19 protein-coding genes and 1 pseudogene are annotated in these 22,356 nt (G+C 65.7%); 6 read left to right on the forward strand and 14 right to left on the reverse strand.

Annotated features, from left to right (window positions below; translation table 11 throughout):
- Positions 1-40: 40 nt before the first annotated feature.
- The 11 genes and pseudogenes from ABD671_RS00005 to ABD671_RS00055 all read right to left on the reverse strand — a co-directional run bounded on the left by ABD671_RS00005 (position 41) and on the right by ABD671_RS00055 (position 11,796).
- Positions 41-370 carry a lysophospholipid acyltransferase family protein gene (locus ABD671_RS00005; protein WP_344731123.1) on the reverse strand — a complete coding sequence of 110 codons (330 nt, stop codon included), beginning with the start codon at positions 368-370 and terminating at the stop codon, positions 41-43.
- Positions 371-742: 372 nt separating this feature from the next.
- Positions 743-1,318, reverse strand: coding sequence for a PaaI family thioesterase (locus ABD671_RS00010; protein ID WP_257441207.1), 576 nt, complete (start codon positions 1,316-1,318; stop codon positions 743-745).
- Between the two features lie 57 nt (positions 1,319-1,375).
- Complete coding sequence (locus ABD671_RS00015; RefSeq protein ID WP_344731124.1) at positions 1,376-3,007, reverse strand: long-chain fatty acid--CoA ligase; 1,632 nt, start codon at positions 3,005-3,007, stop codon at positions 1,376-1,378.
- 76 nt (positions 3,008-3,083) lie between these two features.
- The gene (locus tag ABD671_RS00020) at positions 3,084-4,151 is read right to left on the reverse strand and encodes a BtrH N-terminal domain-containing protein (RefSeq protein WP_344731125.1); all 1,068 of its coding nucleotides are present in this window, start codon (positions 4,149-4,151) and stop codon (positions 3,084-3,086) included.
- A 42-nt stretch (positions 4,152-4,193) separates the two neighbouring features.
- Complete coding sequence (locus ABD671_RS00025) at positions 4,194-5,030, reverse strand: SDR family oxidoreductase (RefSeq protein WP_344731126.1); 837 nt, start codon at positions 5,028-5,030, stop codon at positions 4,194-4,196.
- Positions 5,027-6,556: an aldehyde dehydrogenase family protein gene (locus ABD671_RS00030; RefSeq protein WP_344731127.1), complete on the reverse strand. Its 1,530-nt coding sequence runs from the start codon at positions 6,554-6,556 to the stop codon at positions 5,027-5,029. The genes ABD671_RS00025 and ABD671_RS00030 overlap by 4 nt, the downstream gene beginning before the upstream one ends.
- Positions 6,553-7,278 carry a transglutaminase-like domain-containing protein gene (locus tag ABD671_RS00035; protein WP_344731128.1) on the reverse strand — a complete coding sequence of 242 codons (726 nt, stop codon included), beginning with the start codon at positions 7,276-7,278 and terminating at the stop codon, positions 6,553-6,555. The genes ABD671_RS00030 and ABD671_RS00035 overlap by 4 nt, the downstream gene beginning before the upstream one ends.
- Positions 7,275-8,735, reverse strand: a complete 1,461-nt coding sequence (locus tag ABD671_RS00040; RefSeq protein ID WP_344731129.1) for a cytochrome P450 — start codon at positions 8,733-8,735, stop codon at positions 7,275-7,277. Before ABD671_RS00040 ends, ABD671_RS00035 begins: the two co-directional genes overlap by 4 nt.
- A 103-nt stretch (positions 8,736-8,838) precedes the next feature.
- On the reverse strand, positions 8,839-10,041 hold the full coding sequence (locus ABD671_RS00045) for an NAD(P)/FAD-dependent oxidoreductase (protein WP_344731130.1): 1,203 nt from the start codon (positions 10,039-10,041) through the stop codon (positions 8,839-8,841).
- An 11-nt stretch (positions 10,042-10,052) separates the two neighbouring features.
- Positions 10,053-11,438 (reverse strand): annotated as a pseudogene (locus tag ABD671_RS00050) (cytochrome P450); the annotation flags it as partial.
- A 22-nt stretch (positions 11,439-11,460) separates the two neighbouring features.
- Positions 11,461-11,796, reverse strand: a complete 336-nt coding sequence (locus ABD671_RS00055) for a 2Fe-2S iron-sulfur cluster-binding protein (RefSeq protein ID WP_344731132.1) — start codon at positions 11,794-11,796, stop codon at positions 11,461-11,463.
- Between the two features lie 193 nt (positions 11,797-11,989).
- On the opposite strand from ABD671_RS00055, the gene ABD671_RS00060 reads away from it, so the two are divergent.
- Entirely contained in the window at positions 11,990-12,937 is a 948-nt protein-coding gene (locus tag ABD671_RS00060) for a helix-turn-helix domain-containing protein (RefSeq protein WP_344731133.1), read from the forward strand.
- Between the two features lie 863 nt (positions 12,938-13,800).
- On the opposite strand, the gene ABD671_RS00065 is transcribed toward ABD671_RS00060, so the two are convergent.
- From ABD671_RS00065 to ABD671_RS00075, 3 genes are read right to left on the reverse strand one after another with little or no spacing between them, the layout of a single operon-like run.
- Complete coding sequence (locus ABD671_RS00065) at positions 13,801-15,459, reverse strand: MMPL family transporter (protein WP_344731134.1); 1,659 nt, start codon at positions 15,457-15,459, stop codon at positions 13,801-13,803.
- An 8-nt stretch (positions 15,460-15,467) separates the two neighbouring features.
- Positions 15,468-16,352 (reverse strand): MMPL family transporter, encoded by an 885-nt coding sequence (locus tag ABD671_RS00070; RefSeq protein ID WP_344731135.1) that lies wholly within the window; start codon positions 16,350-16,352, stop codon positions 15,468-15,470.
- Positions 16,353-16,390: 38 nt separating this feature from the next.
- Entirely contained in the window at positions 16,391-16,999 is a 609-nt protein-coding gene (locus ABD671_RS00075; RefSeq protein ID WP_218235027.1) for a TetR/AcrR family transcriptional regulator, read from the reverse strand.
- A 431-nt stretch (positions 17,000-17,430) separates the two neighbouring features.
- On the opposite strand from ABD671_RS00075, the gene ABD671_RS00080 reads away from it, so the two are divergent.
- The 5 genes from ABD671_RS00080 (at position 17,431) to ABD671_RS00100 (ending at position 22,303) form a co-directional block, all read left to right on the forward strand.
- Positions 17,431-17,919, forward strand: a complete 489-nt coding sequence (locus ABD671_RS00080; protein ID WP_344731136.1) for a hotdog domain-containing protein — start codon at positions 17,431-17,433, stop codon at positions 17,917-17,919.
- A 489-nt stretch (positions 17,920-18,408) separates the two neighbouring features.
- Positions 18,409-19,278 (forward strand): hypothetical protein, encoded by an 870-nt coding sequence (locus ABD671_RS00085; protein ID WP_344731137.1) that lies wholly within the window; start codon positions 18,409-18,411, stop codon positions 19,276-19,278.
- Between the two features lie 521 nt (positions 19,279-19,799).
- Complete coding sequence (locus ABD671_RS00090) at positions 19,800-20,858, forward strand: hypothetical protein (protein ID WP_344731138.1); 1,059 nt, start codon at positions 19,800-19,802, stop codon at positions 20,856-20,858.
- Between the two features lie 388 nt (positions 20,859-21,246).
- Entirely contained in the window at positions 21,247-21,462 is a 216-nt protein-coding gene (locus tag ABD671_RS00095) for a CbtB domain-containing protein (protein WP_344731139.1), read from the forward strand.
- 13 nt (positions 21,463-21,475) lie between these two features.
- Positions 21,476-22,303 (forward strand): CbtA family protein, encoded by an 828-nt coding sequence (locus tag ABD671_RS00100; RefSeq protein ID WP_344731140.1) that lies wholly within the window; start codon positions 21,476-21,478, stop codon positions 22,301-22,303.
- The last annotated feature ends 53 nt before the right edge of the window (positions 22,304-22,356 follow it).

A 22,356-nucleotide genomic window follows, 5' to 3' on the forward strand; every position in this document is an offset into this window, starting at 1 on the left:
GACATCCTTCCAGCGAGGAGCGATCCTCACAGGTCAGGCGTCAACCAAACTCGGGGCAGTCCCGTGCACCGCCGCGAAGCGCAGTCAAGGCGGCGCCGAATCCGTCGCCGCCATGCGAGCGATCCACCTCCACGTGCCCGGCGGCTCGGAACCACCGCCCGACAATGCCCTCTCCGAACAGACTGCTCTTGGCCAGAAATGCCGGCGTCCTGCCTTGCGCGAGCACCATCTCGGCGATGAGCAATGGGTCCACATGAGACACGTGGTTCGCGGCAAGCACCACCCCGCCGCTTGGTGGGATCTGGTCAAGTCCACGCCAGTCCCGACGTCGCACCAGAATCAGCACGGGCTTGCAGACCAAGAAGGCCACCCACCACGCCACGCCCCAGTCAGGTCGCGTTCCCGGCGACATCACCGAATTCCCGCCATGGGCTGGGTCCAGAGGTAGTCGGTGCTCACGTCGGTGCCGGTCATGTGATCATCTCCGATGTCGCCGTCATGCGGCGCACCGCAAATCCTGCACAAGAGCCTGCCCTCGGGAATGAGTGCAGACCTGAGTCGGTCAGCCCCCGCTCCTCGATGCCAATCCCGGCCGCAGTAGCCGTACCGCACGGGCGGCGCTCTCCCAGTCGCATCCGCCAGCCGTCCTCCGCGAACTCGCGGTGGCGTTCGCGATCGGTCCTCAGCGCAGATGACCAGCCGGCATAGCCCCGCGAACCTCGGGATGTCGCCTCAACGATCCTCAATCGCTCCGACCCATCCCTTGTTCGGCGCCCGCGGCAAAATGTCCAGGACCGACCACCACGAAGGTGGCCGCGGCCGACCCCGCCTTCTGGCCGGCGTCGTCCCAGGCGTCAGCATGGAGTAGCAGTCGACGTCCTTCGCGCTGGGCGACCTGTGCGGAGAATGTGTAGGGACGGTGTAGCCGGAACGGGGCGTGGTACTCGATGGTGAGGCTGCGCGTGACGGCGAGCGAACCGACCGTGTAGAGGGCGAATCCGAAGAGGTCGTCAAAAGCGAGGGCGACCGCTCCGCCGTGCGCAATGCCAGGGGCACCCACTTGAGCATCGGAGAAGCGGTGGACCGCCTCGACGCCCGTCGCGGTGCGCACGACCTGCAGATCCAGGCCGGCGGGATTGCGGGGCCCGCACCCGGCGCAGTCCGGGGAATGGGGTGGCAGCCTCTGGCCGATCTCCACCGTGTCCTGACCTGCGAGGTGCTCCGTCCACCGCGAGATCACTCCCACGTCACCGGGCAGATTCCCTTCGCCGCCGCCGGCGGGCACCTGCCGGTCGCCATTGTCGAACACTGCCGCCACGCGTATCACTCCTCTTCTGCCGTCCAGTCTCGCGCTCTCCGAATGGGCCAAGGTTTCTCAGATCTCGATGACGGCCAGCTCGCCGTCGGCATGCAGGGAGCGCAGGCGCTTCTTGTCGAACTTGCCGACCGAGGTCTTGGGCACCTCGGCGACGAAGCACCAGCGTTCGGGCAGCCACCACTTGGCCACCTTGTCCTCGAGGAACTCGCGGAGCTGACTCGGCGTGGGCTCTCTGCCCTCGCGGACGACGACCACAGCCAGGGGCCGTTCTTGCCACTTCACGTCCGGGACCCCGATCACGGAAGCCTCCAGAACGTCAGGATGGCCGGCAAGCAGCAACTCGAGCTCAACAGAGGAGATCCACTCTCCACCGGACTTGATCACATCCTTAGTCCGGTCGGTCAGCGTGACGAAGCTCCGTGAATCGATGCGACCGACATCACCGGTGCGGAGCCAGCCGTCGTGGAACTTCTCCCCGTGGTCCTCCTCACCAAAATAGGCACCGGTGATCCACGGCCCGCGCACCTGCAGCTCCCCCACCGCCTCGCCGTCGTGAGGAAGCTCATGGCCGGCGTCGTCGACAATCCTCAACTCCACCCCAGCCACCGGACGGCCCTGGGTGGCACGCAGACGCCACCGCTCCTGCTCGTCGAGGGACGCAGAAGGTCGCGCAACGGCGGCCAACGGCGAGGTCTCGGTCATCCCCCACGCCTGGAGGATCTGGACCCCGTACTTTTCCTCGAAGCTCTGCATCAGGTGCAGAGGCACCGCTGAGCCACCGCAGGCAACCAGGTCGAGCGAAGAAACGTCGTGGCCCGGGTTCGATTCCAGGTAGTTCAAGACGTCGTTCCAGATCGTCGGGACCGCACCGGCGATCGTCGGCCGCTCTGCATCAATCAGTCGCACCAGCGGTTCGGCCTGCAAGAACCGCTCAGGCATCAGCAGGTCGGCACCTGCCATGAATGCCGCGTAAACCAGGCCCCAGGCGTTGGCGTGGAACATTGGCACGATCGCGAGGATCCGGTCACCACAGCCGATTCCGAGGCCGTCGGCGGCGCAGGCCGCCATAGAGTGCAGGTAGGTCGACCGGTGGCTGTAGGCCACGCCCTTGGGGTTGCCGGTGGTGCCGGAGGTGTAGCACATGGCCGCTGCCGAATGCTCATCGAGGTCTGGCCAGTCAAAGGTCTCGGGCTGAGCAGCGATGAACTCCTCGTAGCCCACGACGGTGACCCCCTCGCGGCGCAGAGGGGCGAGATCGGCGCCACCGGTCACCACTACGGTGTGCACGCTGCTGATCTGCGGCAACACGGGAGCCAGCAGGGGCACCAGACTGCCATCGACGATCACGACCTGATCCTGGGCGTGGTTGCCGATATAGACGAGTTGCTCCGAGGTGAGGCGAAGGTTCAAGGTGTGCAGCACCGCTCCCATGGAGGGCACCGCCAAGTAGGCTTCCGCGTGCTCCTGGTTGTTCCACATGAAGGTCGCGATGCGCTCATCGCCCGTGATCCCACAGCCTCGCAACGCGTTGGCCAACTGTGCAGCCCTGCGGCCGACCTCAGCGAACGTGCCCACCCTCACGGACCCGTCGGGCTGCAGGGTCCGCACGGTCGCTGAGCCATGGACGCTCGAGCCGTGGCGCAGAATCGCCGTGGTCGTCAACGGGACATTCATCATCGTGCTCTGCATGACATTCCTTCATCGTGAGTACATTCGAACGGACAGCGATCCGGAGCGTTCGCTACGCGTCCGGAAACAGCGCCGATCAGCGATCTGTGGTGTTCAACGAACGTGCGGCACGTTCCAGGGACTCGACCAGACGCAATTCGACCTCCGGCAGCTGACTCGCCATCGAGGCCACCGTGTCGACCCGAGCTCGAATAGGGGCTTCGCGTTGGATCGCGGCGCGTGCGGTGGCGGTCCAGGTCTGCGCACAACGGGCGGCGGCGACCGCAAGCTCTGCGGTCGCGGGGTCGCCGGTCAGCCGTGCGACCTCCGCGCACCCATCGGCGAGCAGGCGTCGGAAGAGCCCGCCACCAGTGCCTGCCTTCTCGATGAAGGCGCCGAGGCTGAACAGGAGGATCTCAAGTTCGTCGTCGGGAAGATCGGCCCAGGTCTCGACGTCGTCGGCCAACTCAGCGACCGCTGCCAAACCCTCGGCGCCGACCGCCGCCGTTGTGGGATCGGCGATGCCGTGCTGCGACGGATCGCGCATGTTGACCGCAGACTGACTGAAGGCGCCTGCAGCCACATCCTCAATCGCGGGGAGCGAGCGGGGCCAGGTGATGCGGTACGTGCAATGGCGCGTCGGCTGCGGGAAGGCCGTTGAGGCCCGTGCCCGAGCCAACGCTTCGAGTGGGACCTCCTGCACCTCGGCGCGGTCGTTGTCCACGACGAAGGCGATCTGCTTGGCGTCGTCGTAGCCGATCACCACAATGTCGTGGCGGCTCATTTGGAGCTGGACCCGCAGGTACGGCAGTTCGGCGATGTCACCCCACACGAGGCTGGGTCGGCCGGCGTCGACGTCGTCGCGAACCCACGACCATCCCTCATCGGGATCGTCGGTGGTGAGAACCTGCACCAGACCGCCGAGGCGTACAGGCAAGTCGACTTCGAAGTCGGCGCCTCGTCCCACCAGATACAGCGGGGGAACGAGTTCGCTCGTTCGGAGGTAGGACAGCCCCAATGCGCCGCCGAGCGCGAACACCAGGCCCTCATCGGGCGGTCCGTCCCACCCCAGACCGTGCCAGTGCAGAAGATCCCGCATCGCACCCGAACCGCAGTGCCCCCCCATCCGATGGGGGTAGTCCTGGATCAGGGTCCTTTGGTGCATTTGATGTCCTTCTCGTGTGGCCGGATGGTTCGGAGATGGGGGTTAGTTGTTCCGGATTCGATCCAGGTAGGCCTGGCGGGCACCCATGTCGACGTCGTCGAGGAACACCGAGTCCGTGCCCAGGGCCGAGCCAAGCCCGGCTGCCACCCGTCCGGGCACGAACTTCATCGCCGCGACCATGCCGCCGGCGAGGCGGGTGACGCGTACGAACGGACGGGGGCGCTCGATCAGGTCGGCCGTCGCCCGAGCGATCTCCTGGGGTTCGGCGTTGCGCAGTCCCTTGGCTCCGGCCGTTCCGGCGACGAGCTCGGTGTTGGTAAAGGTCGGTCGAACGGTGGACAGTTGGACCCCAGACTTGCGATATTCCTGTCGGGCTGCCTCGGTGAACCCGATGACGGCGAATTTGGTGCCACAGTAGGTTGCAAGGCCCGGCACCGCGAGCTCGCCGGCCAGCGACGCGGTGTTGATGATGTGTCCGGTACGGCGCGGCAGCATGCGCTGCAAGGCGAGCTTGGTCCCGAAGATCACTCCGAGGACGTTGATCTCAACCTGCCGGCGAGTCACGGCGTCGTCCTCCTCGTGTGCGTGTCCGGTGGGCATGATGCCCGCGTTGTTGATCAGCACGTCGAGAGGACCGAGCTGCTTTTCGACCATGTCGAGGAAGGCCCGAAAGGAGTCCGGGTCGGTGACGTCGAGACGAGTGACGACAGTCACCCCAAGCTCGTCTGCGGCCTCCTTGGCACGTGTCTCGTCGACGTCACCGATCGCGACACGGTGGCCTCGTCGGATCAGCTCCTTAGCGGTCTGGTACCCAATGCCGCGGGCTCCGCCGGTGATCGCGATCGTCTTGGCTGCCATAGGTGTGGTGGGCGTCGTCACTTGCTGTGCTCCTTGTTCATGCCGAGGCGCTGACGCAAGCCGCGCCCGGCGGCCGCGCGCAACACCTTTCCGGCGATGGCCGTACGCCGGGAGGAGTACGGGTACCACGTGAGTTCTCGTGCCAGCACGGGGAGCCGCGGCTCGGTCACCGCTCGGACCCGGCAATACTTGTGCAGCCCGTAGGCTCCTCCGAGCCGGGCGCCGATCCCCGAGGCCTTCCAGCCACTGTGGGGCAGCGTCATGGCGAAGAGGTTGCTGAAGACGTCGTTGATGTTGACCGCACCCGCATCCAAGCGTCGTGCGACGCGCCGCCCGCGGGCGTGGTCGCGCGTCCACACCGTCGCCGACAATCCGTAGGGCGAGTCGTTGGCCAGTCGGATGGCTTCGTCTTCGTCGGCGACGCACATCACCGGGATCGTGGGGCCGAAGGTCTCCTCGGTCATGCAGTCCATCGTGTGATCCACGTCGACCAGGACGGTCGGCGCGTAGTAGTTCCCGGCCGCGCCCCGGATGCCGCCGGCCAGGACCTTGGCACCGGCCGCGACTGCCTCGCTGACGTGGCGATCCGCGATGTCGACCTGCCTCGCGGTGACCATCGCGCCGACGTCGTCTCCTGGCGTCGCACCTTGGGTCAGGGCTTGCACCCGCTGGGCCAGGCGAGACACGAACTCGTCGTAGATCTCTGCCACCACGTAGACCCGCTCGACGGAGATGCAGACCTGCCCTGCGTTGAACAGGCCGCCCCACGCGACACCCTCCACCGCACGAGCAAGATCGGCGTCCTCGAGCACGATCGCCGGGTCCTTGCCGCCCAGCTCCAGACTTAGCGGCTTCAACTGCTCAGCACAGCGGACGGCGACCGCACGACCAGTGACAGTGGAACCGGTGAACTGCACAAAGTCAGCGGCGTCGACCACCGCTGCACCGGTATCGCCGGCGCCCACGACATGTGCCAGAACCGGTGGGGCGCCGATCTCTTGCCAACCCTCGATGACCCGCGCGCAGGTCAGCGGAGTCTCTTCCGAGGACTTAGCCAGGACTGCACAGCCGGCAGCCAAGGCGGGTGCTGCGTCCATGAGGAAGAGGGTGATCGGAAAGTTCCACGGGGTGACAAGGCCGACGAGGGGGTAGGGCTGGTAGGTCTTGGACAGCCGCTTCGGCAGGCTCAGCAGACCCGAGGACCGGACCTTCTCATCGGCGAGAAAGTCCGCGGCATGGTCGGCGTAGTAGGTGATGAATTCGCACGACGCAGTGGTCTCCACGAGTGCGTCAGGGCGCACCTTGCCCGTCTCGGCCTGCAACAAATCGGTGAGCTCATCGGTGTGAGCCAGGATCCAGTCGCGCCACCGACGCATCCACCGCGCACGCTGCCGCGGCCCAGCCTCGGCCCATGCGCGTTGGGCGAGGCGGAGCTCGGCCGCGATACGGTTCACGGCCTCCCGATCGTCCACAGGGACGGTCCTGACCAGCCGGCCGTCGGAGGGGTTCCGCACCTCCAGGGTGGCTGCTGTGGTCGTCGTGCTCATCGGGCCTCCTGGGGGCAGTGGGACCCGCGGGAAGCTCCATCGGGCCCGGTCTGGCTTATGGGTTGCGTGGCGAAGGCGTCATCGACCGGATGCGCGGAGGTATCCACCATCGGTCCATACGTGTCCCGAAGTTCGGCCAGGATGGCGGCCAAGGGCAGGTCGTCGAAGACACCACGCTCGCGGATGTACTCCATGTGTTGGGTGCCGTCCGCAGTGAAGGCGTGCATCAGTGCGTCGTGTTCGCCGTCGAATTCCACTGGAGGAACACCGAAACGCGCACACAACTCGGTGTTGAACGCCGGGGTCGCCTTGAGCCACCTACCGTCGACGTAGAGGCTGCTGTATCCGTGATAGACGAACAGGTCGGTGCCGCCCATGCGCGCTCGCAATGCGTCGGTCTGCAAATGATTGCGGACATCGGCGAAGCCCAGCCGCGCCGGAATCCCTGCCGAACGGCAAACCGCGGTCAATAGCACCGCCTTCGGAACGCAGTAGGCGCGGCCGGCCTGGAGGACGAAGCTCGCCCGGTAATGGGCCGGATCGTCCGAAACGGAGTACGGGTCGTACCAGACTCGGTCGCGTACGGCGGTGAAGAGCCGTATCGCCTTCTCCTTGTCGGTACTCGCATCACCGATCGCGGCCGCGGCGAACGTGCGGACGGCATCATGCTCGATGTCGAGGAACTCGGTCGCCTCCAGGAACGACACCGGCGCCTGACTCACCTGCGCTCCAGTGTGATCGGCAGCCCATCGACGGGAATCGGTAGCGAGGTGTTGTCCCACCTAGCTTCATAGTTGTCCGGGACCGTCCAGGTGTAGTTGCGCAGCATCTGGTGCAGGATTGCCTTGACCTCAAGGGTCCCGAACTGAAGACCGATGCACTTGTGCACCCCACCGCCAAACGGGATCCACCCGAAGCGGTGCTGCTGGTCCTCGCGCCGCGGCTCGCTGAAGCGGGCAGGGTCAAAGGTGTCGGGGTCGGTCCAGTACGACTCGTCGAAGTGATTGACCGCCGGAGCCACGGCCACCAGGGTGTCCGCCGGAATGTGGTGTCCTGCGATCTCGACGTCCGCGGCCGTCTTGCGCATCACGATCGGCACTGGCGCGACCAGGCGCAGGGTCTCCTTGATCACCAGGTCGAGAGTCGCCAGCGACTCCAGGTCGTCGATGTCCGGGGTCCGTTCACCGAGTTGGTCGGACTCGGCCCGAGCCCGTTCCTGCCACGCCGGGTGCTTGGCGAGGAAGTAGGCGGCGGCCGCAGTGGTGATGGTCGAGGTGTCGTGGGCCGCCATCATCAAGAAGATCATGTGGTTGATGACGTCCTCGTCGGTGAAGGCGTCGCCTTCAGCCGTCCGCGCATGACACAGGCCGGCAAACAGGTCGCCGCCTTGGCCGTTGCGGGCCGCGGGCAGGTGCCGCGCAAAGTAGGCCTCCAGCAAGGCCCGCCCACGGACCCCGGCTCGCCAGCGGGTCCCCGGCAGCGGTACGCGGACGATCGAGCTCGCTGCGCGGACGGTGGCCACGAAGGCGTCGTTGATGGCGTCGGTGTCCTCGCTCCCGCCCCGCCCTGCCATGAAGACCTCCGTGGCGATGTCGAGAGTCAGACTCTTCAGCAGCGGGTAGATGCGCGTGGACTTGCCTGTGGTCCACGCGGGGATGTTGGCCTCCAACGTCGGTCCGAGCTGGTTGACGTATCCGGCGAGCCGATCACGGGTGAACGCCTCCTGCATGATGCGTCGGTGCATCTTGTGTTCGTCGAAGCTCATCAGCATCAGACCTCGGTGGAAGAAGGCGTCGATGAGATAGGTCCACCCGTCCTGGGAAAAGGACTTCGCCTTGGTGGTCAGCGCCTCCTGTGTGGCATCCGGGCCGGCTACGACCACCATCTTGGTGCCGAAGGCGCCCATCCAGGAGACCGGGCCAAGTCGCTCGTACCTGGCACGCGTGAAGTCCGACCCGAACCGGATGTAGTCCAAGGTGTGGCCGAGAAGTGGAAGGCCGGAGGTCCCTTGAACCGGCTTGAGGCAAGAACCTGCCGGAGCCGGGGCGAGATCATGGACCGGCCACTGGTCACTTGCCCCACGCAGGGCCGCGTCCACCCGAGCCGGTAGCGGCGCCAGGAGCACCGACGAGAGTCGATCGCGCCGCTTCGGCAACGCCGACGAGAGGAGGTTCGTCATTGAATTCCCTTTCCATGAGCGGCCAGCTCGACGTTCGACTGGGTGGTCGGGCAACGGTGAGGAGGGAGGATTCGCTCACACGACGCGTGTGCTGCGAGACGGATCAGGACGCAACGAGATCTTCAAGCTGCTCTCGGTCGACCTCGAGCCCCTTGCTGAGCGCTTGCTTGGCCCACACGAAGTCTCGAGGCCGGTTCACGCAGTCCGCGGCGATCAACCGGCCCCGCTGGAGGTAGTAGCAGGAGAAGTCGCGGTCACCGGCTGGGTCGCCGTTGATCACGACCTCGTCGTACCCGGTGTTCAAGCCGGCGATCTGCAGCTTGAGATCGTACTGGTCGGACCAGAACCAGGGCAGGGCCGCGATGGGTCGTTCTCGGCCACACAGCGTGGCCGCCGCAGTTTTCGCCTGCTCGGCGGCGCTCGGCACGGATTCCAGCCTGACGAGTCGGTCGTAGCGAGCCATCCGATGGCTGGCACAGTCCCCCGCGGCCACGATCCGGCCGTCGCTGGTGCGAGCGTGGTCGTCGATGACGATCCCGTCCTCCACCTCCAGTCCCGCGTCGACAGCGAGCTCGGTGCTGGGGACCAGTCCGACGCCCACGATCACGAGATCGGTCGGGATCCGCTCACCCCCGGCCAGGATCGCCTCTCTGACGCGCAGGTCGCCGACCAGACTCTCCACGAGAGCACGCGTCCGGATGTCTACACCTGCCTCTCTGTGCACCCGCTCGTAGAAGGTCGACACCTCGGGTGCAGTGACCCTCTCGAGCACGCGTTCGGCAGCCTCCAGGACGGTCACTTCCAGGCCCAGCGCCCGCAGGGACGCGGCTGTCTCCAAACCGATGTAGCCGCCGCCGATGATGACGGCGTGGCGACCGGGCAAGGCCGATTCGCGGATCGTCTCGACGTCGGCAAAGGTCCGGAGGTAGTGAATCCCCGGAAGGTCGCTGCCGGGCAGGAACAGCCTGCGTGCGCGGCCGCCCGTGCACAGCGCCAGACCGTCGTACGCCAGTGTCTCGCCCTCGCTCGTCACGACGCATCCGGCGGCACGATCGATGCTGGTGACGGTTGCTCGCACCAGTCGGATCTCCTGCTTGGCGTAGAACGCCGTCTTGCGAATCGCGAGCTCCTCCCGGCTGCTCCTGCCTACGAGGTACGCCTTGGAGAGCGGAGGGCGCTGGTAGGGCAGCGCCGCTTCGTCCCCGACCAGGACGACCTCTCCGTCCCAGCCCTCCTGCCGCAGGCTGGCCGCCACCTGGGCGCCCGCGTGACTGGCTCCCACGACGAGAGCCCTGCCCCGGGTCACCCGACGGTCTTGGGCGTCAGCTCGACCATCAACTTGCTGATCCCGCGCACGAAGTTGGACTGGACGTACTCAGGCTCGCCAACGACCTCGATCTTCTCGAAGCGAGGGAGCAGCTCCTCCCAGAGGATGCGCAGCTGCATCTCTGCGAGCCGATTGCCCATGCACCGGTGGACACCGAATCCGAAGGAGATGTGGTTGCGTGCGTTGCTGCGGTCGATGATGAGGTCATCGGGTCGGTCGAAGACGCGCTCGTCCCGGTTGCCCGAGGCGTACCACATGATGACCTTGTCACCTTTGCGGATGAACTGGCCGTTGAGGATCGTGTCCTTCTTGGCCACTCGGCGCATGTAGGCGAGCGGGGTCTGCCACCGGATGATCTCCGAGACCGCGTTCGGGATGAGTTCGGGGTTCGCCTTGAGCTTCTCGAACTGGTCCGGGAACTGGTTCAGCGCGAGCACCCCGCCGCTCATGGAGTTCCTCGTGGTGTCATTGCCTCCCACGATCAGCAGGACGAGGTTGCCGAGGAACTCCATCGGGCGGTCGATCAGGTCCTTGGTGTCCTCGTTGCTCTGCAGCATCGTGATCAGGTCGAAGCCTGGCTCTTCGCCGGCAGCGAGGCGCGCCTCCTTGTCGCGCCACAGGGCGCTGAGGCCGCGCGCCGCGTCGACGAAGCCTCGGAAGATCGTGTCGTTGTCGGAGGGTCCACCGTTGGCCTGCTCCATGGAGCTGGCAAGGTCTGACCACTCCACGAGCTTGCGTCGCTGTTCGTAGGGGAAGTCCAGCAGCGTCGCCAGCATCCGCGCCGTCAGCTCGACGGAGACGAGATCCACCCAGTTGAAAGGCTCGCCCACGGGAAGGTCGTCGAGGACCTCCCTGACGCGCGATCGGATCAGCGTCTCCATCTCGCGGAGGTTCTTGGGAGCCACGACGCCTTGCACGGCTGCACGCTGCCTGTCGTGCTTGGGCGGATCCATGGCGATGAACATGGCCACGTCCATGAACCGCGGAGGTTCACCGATGATGATGAACGGCTCAGCCGAGAAGGTCTCGTGGTCCTTGTCGACCGCGATGATGTCCGCGTGTCGAGTCACCGACCAGAACGGACCGAATGGGCTGTTGGCCTGAAAGTGGACGGGCGCCTCGTTCCGCACCCGCTCGAAGTACGACTGCCACTTGCCCTGCCGGTATAGGAACGGGTTGCTCAGGTCGATGTCGGCTAGAGCGACCTCCTCCACGGGCGGGATGGGCCGCTCGACGAAGATCTTCTGCCCGTTGGTCCGCGTCACGAAGCGGCGGGCCCTGTCGTACAGGTGGGCGCCGCGGATCTGCAGCTCCATCGGGACCAATGATTGCGCTCGCTCGGTCAGGGCGTCGGTCACGACCGTCAGTGTCGCCATGGTGTCGATGTCCTTTCGCTGATCACATCTGGAATTCTGGGAGCCGGACCACCAAGCCGTCACAGTTCTCGCTCATCGTCATCTGGCAGGACAGCCGCGAGGTCGGCTCGCGCTCAGGGTTCATCGCCAGCATCTCCTCCTCGACGGAGGTCGACCGTCCGACCGCGTCGGCCCACGAGTCGTCCACGATCACGTGACAGGTGCCGCATGCCGCCTCCCCGCCGCAGTCGCCGTCGATGCCGGGGACCATGTTGCTCACAGCGATCTGCATGAGGGACTCGCCGTCCTCCAGCGGGGCCTCGTACTTCTCTCCGTCGTGAGAGATGAAGGTGACTACTGACATCGCGGAACTCCTCACTCGAAAACTGGTTCCAGTGTTGTGGCCGATTCGAGTTAGTGGCTATGGTCACCCGCGTCAGCTTTTTGTGAATTCGGCTCAGGAGACGACGTAGTTGAGGCAAGAGGAAGCCGGTGTCCCTCCGCTCGCGTTTGTCCAACTGCTGAATAGTGATGCCCTTGAACCCGATGCGGTCGCTCACTTCCGACGTCTTGTGCGCCGCGAGGGCTGGTCGGAACTCGAACTGGTCAGGCGCGACCGGCAGGTGCCGATCCGATGGTTCCGCGAGGTGTTCGCCGACCTTGATCCCGAGAGCGCGACCCGCTTCGGGCTCGCCTTCGCCGAACAGGCGCAGCTGACGTCCTTCGGCCCCTTGAGTCTGCCCCTGATCAGTGCCGCTTCCGTGGCCGAGGTCTTCGACCTCCTCGGCTATCTACCGGTCATCTCAGGAAGCCTTCGGCCGCACTTCCACCAGAGTCCGACAAGTTTGACAGTGGGTCTCGCCGGGCAGACCGACGACCCCGCTCTCAACTGCCTCGTCATCGCATACGGTGGAGCAGCTCTGCTACGGCTGCTCGACATGCTGGCCGGAGGATTACCCGCCGTGACGCTGCATCTCGCCTGGGAGGCCCCCAGGACTCCGGCGCTGAGGCCCGACGCGGTGGCCGGACGCTTGGTGTTCGGCGCACACACGTCGTTCATCGATGTGCCCGTCGAGTCCCTCTCAGCACCTTGCCGATTCCCGGACCCGGTCGCCTATCGCCTCGCCATCACTGAGCTGCGCCGCACGCTCGAGCGAGATAGGGAACCCACCAGCATCTCCGAGACCATCAGGCGGGCGATCGAGGAGAATCCTGCTCACAGTGGCCGCGATGAGGTCGCGGCCATGCTGGGCATGTCGGTCAGCACAGTGAAGCGGCGCCTCGACGCCGAGGGCACGACTTTTCGCGAGTTGCGAGAGGCGGTTCTCCGCGAACGTGCCATCGTGCGCCTCCTTGACCCGTCGCTTCCCGTCAGCCAGATCGCCATCGACCTCGGTTACAGCGACCTGGCCAACTTCTCTCATGCCTTCAAACGCTGGACGGGGCAGTCACCGGTCGCCTTCCGCCGAGCGGGTAGCCGCATCCGGACGGATGCGGAGGCGAGTGGTCACCCCCTCTGACGCACGCCAGCGGCAACCGCAACCTTTAAGACCTTGGACCGCGTCGACCTCATCGCAACGCAGCCCGGCGTCGCGCTGGACCAACCGTGCAATTGAAGCCATGGACGGCCGACAATCGCTGGGCTGTTATACACGGGAACAGCCAGACCGAATCGGAGTTCGCGCAGGTCGGCATGGGTAAGCAGTCAACACTACGACCTGTAGTCACCTCTCACGTAGAGCTCGAGCCCGACTGCAAGTGCGAGCGCCCGGCACGAGCCGGGGCCCTTGTTTCCGGACGGCCCGCTCCCCTCCCCACGCCTGGACGGAGCAGGCAACGCCGCATTGATGGCGGCGGTCCCGGTTTGTTTGCCCGACGGAGGTGTCCTGTGAATTCGACACATGCATGGCAGGCGCTCGCAAAGGAGCTGACTGACGCGCTGTGGCTTGGAGCCTGGTTCCTCTACGGCGGCTTGGTCGCGTGCGGCGCTTGCTGGTGCGTGGGGTACGGAGGTGCCCGCGCCTGGGAGGAGTGGGATCACGACTGGGTCCGCCGGCGCGAGCAACGCCGAATCGACAGGGAGGCTGCCCGCGGTCTGCGTGCCATCGAGGAGTTCTTGCAGCGTCAGATCCCAGCATCGAGCAACGCCCTCGACGGCGAGGAGTTGCCGAGTGCGGCCAAGGGCCACCGCCGGAGACGGCGACAGCCATAGCGGGGACCCGGCCCCCGCGTCCTGTAGGCAGATGATCGGCGGCGGTCAGAGGGCGGCGGTGAGTCCCCCCTGTCACCTCCTGCCACGCGACCACCCGGGCGGCCAAACGCTCCTGGCCCACCTGATACCCGACCCGCTGGTTGGTGCAACTGTTCCGCATCGGGGGACGGCCTACTTCGGGCCGACGGCGTCTGGACGCGGTGATTGCTCGCCGTCCTCCCGTCGGGTGAGCATCTGGAGGAGTCGGTCCCCCTCGACGTCGAGGTCGGGCAGGATTCGGTCCAGCCAGCGAGGGAGCCACCAAGCCTTATCGCCGAACAGCGCCATCAGCGCCGGGGTCAGGGTGATCCGCACCAAGAACGCGTCGATGAGAATGCCGATCGCGAGCGCGAAGCCCATCTGCTTGATCATCACGTCGTGGGTGAAGATGAAGCCGGCGAAGACCGACACCATGATCACCGCGGCCGCGACGACCACCCGGCTGGCCTGGTCGAAGCCGTGCACCACGCTCGCCGGGCCGTGGTAGCCGTGCACGTAGGACTCGCGCATCGAGGAGACCAGGAACACCTGGTAGTCCATCGCCAGGCCGTAGAGGATGCCGGTGACGATGACCGGGATGAAGCTCATCAACGGCCCGCCGGTGTCGATGCCCACCAGCCACCCGGCCCACCCCCAGGAGAACACCGCGGTGGTCACCCCGAAGGTGGCCAGGATGCTGAGCAAGAACCCGACGGTGGCCTGGATGGGCACGACGATGGACCTGAAGACCACCAGCAGGATCAGCAGCGACAGGCCCACGATGATGGCCAGGTAGACCGGCACGACCTCGGCGAGCCGGTCGGACATGTCGATGCCGATCGCGGTGAATCCGGTGACACCCACCACGACGTCGTACTCCTGCGCGATGGAGGAGCTCGGAGCTCGGAGCGCCTGCACCAGGTCGGCGGTGGCGTCGTCGTCAGGTCCGGAGGTCGGGATGACGCTGAGAACGGCCATGGCGCCGTCCTTGCTGGTGCCGACCGGCACCGCGGCCACGACGTCGTTGCGCTGTTGCAGCAGCTGAGTGACTGCGCCGAGGGTTTGCGGGTCGACTGCAGCGCCGCTCGCGGACTCGACGGTCACCAGCAGCGGGCCGTTGAAGCCCTCGCCGAAGCCCCGGGTGATGGCCTCGTAGCTCTGCCGGGCGGCGGTGTCGGTGTTGGCGGTCGCCCCGGTCGGCAGGCCCAAGTCCATGCTTGCCGCGGGGACTGCACCCAGTCCGAGGACGGCGACGACGCCGAGGATCACCGGCCAGCGGAACCGCACCATGGCCTTGGCCCAGTGGTCGGCGACGCTGTGGGACTCCTCCTCGCTCTTGGCTTGTCGCTTCTGGCGGGTCTTGGTCGAGACGATCCGCTCGCCGATGAGGCCGAGCAGGGCCGGAAGCAGGGTCAGCGCGACCAGGACCGCCAGCAGCACCGTGCTCGCCGCCACCAGCGCCATCGTGGTGAGCAGGGAGATCCCGATGACCGTCAGCGCGACCAGCGCCACGAGCACGGTCAGGCCGGCGAAGAACACCGCGCTGCCGGCGGTCCCCACCGCCCGGCCGGCGGCCTCGCGGGCCTCCAGGCCACGGTCGATGATCAGCCTCCGCTGCCGGTTGACCACGAAGAGCGCGTAGTCGATCCCCACGGCCAGGCCGACCATCAACGCCAGCATCGGGGTGGCGTTGTTCATCTCCACCGACGTCGACAACGCGAAGGCCGTACCGACGCCGATCCAGACGCCCACCAGCGCGGTGATCAACGGCAGGCCGGCGGCAACCAGGGAGCCGAGGGTCAGCACCAGCACGACCGCTGCTACTGCCAGGCCGGCGACTTCGGCCGAGCCGACTGGGATCTCGATCGCCTTGAGGGAGTCACTAGGCAGCACGCGCAGTCGATCCCGACCGCGAGGCCAACCATGAGTCCGAGAACCGGGGTTGCTGAACTCATCGATAGAACCGTCGAGAGAGCATAGGCGCCGCCCACACCGATACCGACCCCGACAAGCGCGTTGACCAAAGGCAGCCCAGCAGCGACCACCGAGCCCAGTGTCAGCACGAGCACGATCCCGGCCACCGTGAGACCGATGACTTCCCCTGCGCCGACGGGTACCTCGAGCGCTTTGAGCGAGTCGCTGGGCAAGGCCGTGATCCCGGTACCGGTCTCGCTGCGTTCCACCGCGTCCAGGACCGCGGTCACGTCACTGTTCGCCAGTGACGTGGTGGGGACCTTGAACTGGAACTGGAACAAGACCGTGTCACCGCGGGCGGAGAGGAGCGCCCCGGGCACCGGGGCCCCGTCGTACATCAGTGGCCGGAAGGGCTGGGCGTTCTCCGGTACGCGGCTCGGACCGCCGGCGGCGGGTTCCAGTTTCGGGGGAGCGGCGACCTGATCCAACCCAAAGACGGCATCAATGGCCCGGGCCATCGCCTCGACCCGATCTGGGGTATCAATACGCTGTCCCTCGGGCACGACAAACACCACACTGGCTTGACCACCCGACACCTCCGGCAGTTCAGCCGTGACGCGGTCGAGTACTGTCTGCGCCTCGGTCCCGTCCACCTTGAAGCCCGAACTCACGCTGACACCGTTGAGGGCGATACCCGCGATGACGATGCCGATCGCGACGAGCCAGCCCGCCAAAACGAACCAAGGTCGATCGAACGCTCGGTGACCCAGCCGGTAGAGAAGCGTGGACATCTGGTGCCCTTTCCGTGAGCATCGCGGCGACGGCGCCGCTAGAAGCCTGACCGCAGGTAGCCAAAGGCGAGTTCGAGGAACTCCTCGTAGTCGATCGACCCCGGTTGGGCGCTTGAGGCACCGTCGGCGACATGCACGTCCAGGGCTCCCTCCAGGGCCGCTGAGATCGCCCCGTAGACGGCGCCAAACAGCAACGGCGCGTAGATGCCGGGATGGCGATCCCGGGCCGCTGTGCGCAGGGTCTCCTGGGCCGCGTCACGCATCCGGTGTTGAAGGGAAAACACGTACGGTTCGAGAGTGGGATACCGGCCCGACAGCACGACCAGTTCGCGCATCTGTACGAACGCCTCCGTCGTCAGTTGCGCCTTCAAGACCTCGTGCAAGGCGTCCAGGAGGGGCAGGTCCGCAGCCAAGTCGCCGAGCGCGATTGTCGCCTCACTGACGCCGCGGAACGCGACCATCGCGATGGCCTCTTCCTTGCAACTGAAGTGGTTGGCGAAGGTCCTACGCGAGTATCCAGCGCGGCGGGCGACATCATCGATCACGAACCCGTCGACTCCGTGCTCTCGCGCCAGCTCGAACGCCGCCTGCGCGAGTGCCTGGGCAGTCGCCTCTCGCTTGCGTTCTCGAAGCCCGGGTTCGGTCATGGATTGAGTTTCCCAGCGCGAGTGCCCATTGAGCAAGATTGCCCATTGGGCAATGCCCCCAGGGACGTCTGCGGAAGCGACACCGCGCGGGGACTGCGGAATCGCGGCTATCAGACAGCGCTTGGCCGGCTACGACGGCCGCCGACAGGGGCCACCGGAATCGGCTGGCTGGAGCGGCGCTCAGGGTGGGACCGGGGAATACCCGCGTCCGAGCCTGCTCCCCCGCTCGGCATGGTCGCGCGTGAGAGCGTTGCTCTCCTATGGGGGATCCTTGTGGGGGGCTCGGCGGCGATGGATCTTGCTTCCCCTGATTGCCTTCGGCAGCGACGATTCCTCCATCGTTGATCGCGTCTGACCTCGCAAGAGCTCCTCCAGCTGGACCAGGCCGCGTGCTGTTTCCTTCTCGATGCGCCGTTCGTGGCGCAGACGGGGTGGTTGCCTCACATGTCTTCGATGACCGCCACGTCGGGGCGCCGGGAATCGCGCACGGTGGCGCCGTGGCAACAGTCCTCGATGACTTGCTCGGCTTCCTGCTCTACCTGACGGGCCAGCCTGCCGTGACCCGCTCCCTGACGATCGAGTACCTGTCGCCGGTCTTGCTCGGTGTGCAGTACGAACTTGCCGGCAAGGCCATGGAGACGAAGGGACGCAAACGCTTTGTCGAAGCAGAGGTAGCCGACCCCCAGCAGCGGATCGTCGCCCGAGCCACAGCACTCTTCGTGGCCGTCGAGGTGGCTCACTTCGATCAGGCGCATTCGGCCGAGGAGGGGCGCGCCCACAGCTTCAAGGCCGGGTCGCGGGCCGGGCTCCAACCACTCGGCGACGGCGCTATGTTGTTACAAGCCCGGTACAAACGGCCGGGACATCTCGACATTTGCGCAGGTCAACATGGGTCAGTCAGTCACTATTACGACATCTGATCAGCCCGGTTAGCTGACCAGCGGCGATGCAGCCACAGGCCCTCTGACCTGCGGAAACACCGTTCGAAGCTTGCCATTAGTTTCCACCACTGTCCGGCGTCTCGTGCGCCGACTGTGCGCCAGCGCTCGACGCGGCGTCGGGAGGGCCTCCGGCCCATCCGACCGCCGCGTCGAGTGCTTTGCGCGCCCTGTCGCCCGATGTCGGCATGACATGGGTGTAGGTCCTCAAGTTGAAGCCGGTGTCGGAGTGCCCGAGATGCTCCGACACCGCCTCATGCTGACGCCGTGCTCGAGCCAGAGGGACGCGCAGGCGTGCCGCAGAGCGTGCGAGCCGTTCTCCCGCTTGTCCGGGACAGCGGGTCCGAGCCGCACAACTGGTTCAGACACGGAGCACTCACCTCTAGTCATCGTCGCCATGTAGGTAGAGGGTGCTGTCTTGTGTGGCACGCACCCTCTTGGGCCCAACTCCAAATGAAAGGCGAGTAGCAGGTGCTAACGGCACTCCTCTCTTCAGCTCGAGAGCTGCGAAACCCCTTGACTGTCGGCTACGCCACCCTGATCTCGCTTTGGGTCCTATGCGGGCCCTCTGTCCAACGCCGAGTTGCCGATGATGAGCTCGGACGCCGACTGCTAATCGCGTTCGACGATCTCGGCGATGCCGGAAGGATCGCCATTTATACGTTCGTTGCCTCAATGGTGGGATCCCTTATGTGGAACTCATTCTTTCAGCGCCTGACGGCATGGATATCCCAAAGGGCCCACCATCCTGACTGGGATTCGTTGATTGCTGAGGCGCGCCAAATTCTGAAGGACTACGAGGAGTATGAGGTCCGGACGATTCCGGATGATCGCAAAGTTCTCACACGCGCATGGGGCCAAGGGGGTGGGATCCACACCGTGCCCTCGCCACAGCACGGAGCCTTCCTGATGTCACGCGTCGAAGAGCGCGAACGAAAGTCTGCCGAGATGTCGTTCAGGGTCACACTGGCCACATCGCTTCTTCCTGTTTCAGCATCTTTCGGTTTCGCCGGCGGCGGCTGGTGGTGGGCAGCACTACTGAGCGTGCCGCTGGTTTGGGCTGACGTATTCACCATGAAGTACTCGGCTGAGGCCGTGGCCACGAGATTCAAACTGGAAGATCTGCACGAGAGAATCAAGACAGTCGATGAAGACCTGATGGACCTAGAGCGTCAACTAGCAGGTGAGCCGCCCGACTCGGCGCCATCATCAACCCGGAGCGAGATAGACGCTGCGATAGCTCAGAGGAGCGCGCTCGCCGATGAGGTTGATCGCCTTGAGCGACGGAACACCAGCATTCGGACTCGCATCTTGAACAAGCTTCTCGGTTCGGGCGCCTGACGCCAGCTAGTGAGCGGGCGGTTGGGGAGAGTGCCCCTCCAGGCACCGCTTCGCGTTGCGCGCGGCCTCTGCACACCCGAGAACCCCACCCGCCGAGTCACCGTCGGCTCTAGTCGGCGACCAATGTCCGATGCCCGCCGCTCCGCAATCGAGGCATTCCCACACCCGACCGTCTAGGTGAGTTGCTCGAGGAGTTACCGGCCCTGCCTTCGCGTCGCGCGCTTCTCGTCGGTTGGGCTGCCCGAATTCGATCTCACGCCGGCGCCGCCGTACCCGCAGCATTTCAGGGCTCCTGCACAACAGCCCGGCGACATCGCGAGCCGCTGAGATCAGGGTCGGTTTCTCCGGCAGGGTTTCATCGAGCACCCCGCAACGCACGCTCGCGCATGTCGGGAGAATATTCGGCTTCGTCAGGTTCTATCCTTGCTTCAAGAACGGCACGAAACCCAGGCCGATTCACCTAAAAGTCTCGGCTGCCTATCCGATTGCAGAAGCAAATGACTAACATTGGCTCGTCCAACATGCTCCATCGATTGAGGCGCGAACTCGCGGATGACCCGTCCCTCGCGGAATGGTCGCCAAACCTACACGCCATCCTCAACTCGATATCGGTACCCAAGGAGCAGCAGCAGCAGGCCGGGCAGTGTTTGGCGGATTCGTGCGCCCGAAATCCCATAGAATCCCATGTCATCCCGGACTCTTCACTGAAGCGACTGGCGGCACGGAACTCCATCATTACTCCACACCTCGACAACTCCCAGACAGGTTCGTTCGAAATCATGACGGGAAAGACGCGTCCCGTGTTCTTCGGATATTGCGATGAACATGAGAAATCGCTCTTCCCTTGGGAGGGTACGATGGAATTCGACTCGCCAATCTATCCTCAATCGCAACTTATGCGAGTCGCTGACGCGTTTTGGCGCGAACAGTCTTTGCGCTGCACAGTTCTTCGGCAGGTGATCGACGCCACTGGACCGGATGGACATCTTGAACGCCTGCGTCTGACGACTGCAGCAAAGAAGACTATTGAGCACAAGAGGGCAGTGTGGAGCCAGGCAGCCGCTGAGATTGATCGAACAGTTCGCGATTTCGAAACCTTGCGTCGCTGTATCCGTTACGGAATGAAAGACGCAGATCACCCCGAGGCAGCGGCCATCGGGTCGGTTCTCATTCCTTCTAGCGCTGGCCATTTCCTACTCCTTGCAGACGCCGGCCATGTTCCCGATTTCCCACAACTTGACGCCGCCCAGCCGGCTCCGTTTGTCGTATCGCTTCTGTATGGCGGCCAGGGGTCAAGCCTCTGCTTCGCGTCAACGAATGCGGCGACGGCGGTGGTAGATCGCATGCGCTGGGAATTTTCCAATGACCCGGAAGAAGCAATCAAATACGCACTGCACTGGATGCGCCATGGTAATTTTTACTGGTACATCAATCAGGAGGCTTGGCTCGAATTTGATCTTGATCTCCGGGCGAAAATGAAGCTCGAACTCGAGCGAGGTCCGCACGTCGCCATGGCTCTTTATGCATCCGGCGGCGTCGCGGCTCACCCGATACTCCGATGGGGCAATCGCTGGGCGTAGCCCCTACGTCAATGAGAGTCGCATTGGCGAACGTGCACGTGACCGCCGTCGATCACTCAATTGCAGGGCGGTGGTCGCGGCAGCTATCGATTGCCCAAGTACGCGAGGCCCCGGCCACCCCGCACCTGACCTCAAGCTCCTTGTCGCACGGCGTTGAGGGCCCCGTCCGCGCGAGGCGAGCCACGTCACCACCGGCGTCCCGGACAGCCCGGAGACATCACCCTCCCGATGGCCTAGGGTGAGCGCGCTGACCCGAGGAAGCCGGTGAGAATCCGGCGCAGTCGCGCTACTGTGACGCCGCCTCCGACCCAGGATGCGACGAAGCCAGACCCGACGGCCGGCTCATCCATCCATCGACCAGGGACGCAGTCATCCCTGAGGAGGCATCGTGTCTGAGCACGCCATTTCCACGACCCCCGAGGTCGCCGTTCCCGCCATCCCGCTCCGGGACCTGGCTCCCTGGGCCGTGCTGTTCGGCCTCATCGCCCTGCTCGCGCTCTTCTTCATCAGCGCCGACCAGGGCGCCGTCTCGATCCCGGCAGGCACCGCGGTGCACGAGTGGGTCCACGACGGACGTCACCTCCTCGGCTTCCCCTGCCACTGAGCGGGGAGAGCGGATGAGTCCCCGAGCCTTCCTCGTCCGCGGCCTGCTGATCGGGCTCCTCGCCGGCGTGGCGACCTTCGTGGTCGCCTACGTCGCCGGGGAGCCGCATGTGCAGACCGCGATCGAGCTCGAAGAGTCCGGTGCCGCCACGAGCGCCACCTCCACCGTCACCACCACCAGCACCGACCCGCGGCACCACCACGACACGACGTCCGGTGAGGAGACTGGCGATCACTCCCACGGCGAGGAGGCCGTCGTCAGCCGGCACGACCAGCGCACGTGGGGGCTGCTCACCGGCACGGTGACCGTCGGCGCGGCCCTCGGCGGCATCGTGGCGCTCATCGCTGCCGGCGCGGTCGGCCGACTCGGACGCCTCACGGTGCCCCAGTCGACGGCGACCGTGGCGGTCGTGGGCTTCCTGGCCTTCGGCCTGGTGCCGTTCCTGAAGTACCCGGCGACGCCGCCCGCCGTCGGTCGCGCCGACACGATCGGCGCCCGTACTGGCGACTACTTCGGCTTCCTGCTGGTCTCGGTCGTCGCCGCGGTCGTCGTGGTCGTCGTGGCCGCGCGGGTCTGGGAGCGCGTCAGCGCGTTCTGGGCCGTCGTGGGCGCCGCCGCGGCGTACGGCGTCGTCATGCTCGTGGCGGGCCAGGTGTTCCCCACCGTCAACGAGATCGGCGACTTCCCGGCCGACACGCTCTGGTACTTCCGACGCGCCTCGCTGCTGACCCTCGCCACGCTGTGGACGGTCATCGGCGTCGGCCTGGTGGGCGCGGTGCGTCCGCTGGCCGCGGCGGCAGCCGAGCAGACGGCCCGACGCGAGCTGGCGGCGAGCCTCTGAACGACGTCCTCGCAGCCGGGGCCGACTTCACGCCGCTCGCCGAGCTCGACCTC

It is taken from the genome of Nocardioides fonticola, from assembly GCF_039536805.1.
Classification (GTDB): Bacteria; Actinomycetota; Actinomycetes; order Propionibacteriales; family Nocardioidaceae; genus Nocardioides; species Nocardioides fonticola.

Excerpts from the sequence above, each read along its gene's own strand:
- ABD671_RS00075 (WP_218235027.1), bottom strand. The coding sequence starts at position 16,999 with ATGACCGAACCCGGGCTTCGAGAACGCAAGCGAGAGGCGACTGCCCAG.
- ABD671_RS00070 (WP_344731135.1), bottom strand. The coding sequence starts at position 16,352 with ATGTCCACGCTTCTCTACCGGCTGGGTCACCGAGCGTTCGATCGACCT.
- ABD671_RS00040 (WP_344731129.1), bottom strand. The coding sequence starts at position 8,735 with ATGACGAACCTCCTCTCGTCGGCGTTGCCGAAGCGGCGCGATCGACTC.
- ABD671_RS00100 (WP_344731140.1), top strand. The coding sequence starts at position 21,476 with ATGAGTCCCCGAGCCTTCCTCGTCCGCGGCCTGCTGATCGGGCTCCTC.
- ABD671_RS00015 (WP_344731124.1), bottom strand. The coding sequence starts at position 3,007 with ATGCAGAGCACGATGATGAATGTCCCGTTGACGACCACGGCGATTCTG.
- ABD671_RS00090 (WP_344731138.1), top strand. The coding sequence starts at position 19,800 with ATGCTCCATCGATTGAGGCGCGAACTCGCGGATGACCCGTCCCTCGCG.
- ABD671_RS00020 (WP_344731125.1), bottom strand. The coding sequence starts at position 4,151 with ATGCACCAAAGGACCCTGATCCAGGACTACCCCCATCGGATGGGGGGG.
- ABD671_RS00030 (WP_344731127.1), bottom strand. The coding sequence starts at position 6,556 with ATGAGCACGACGACCACAGCAGCCACCCTGGAGGTGCGGAACCCCTCC.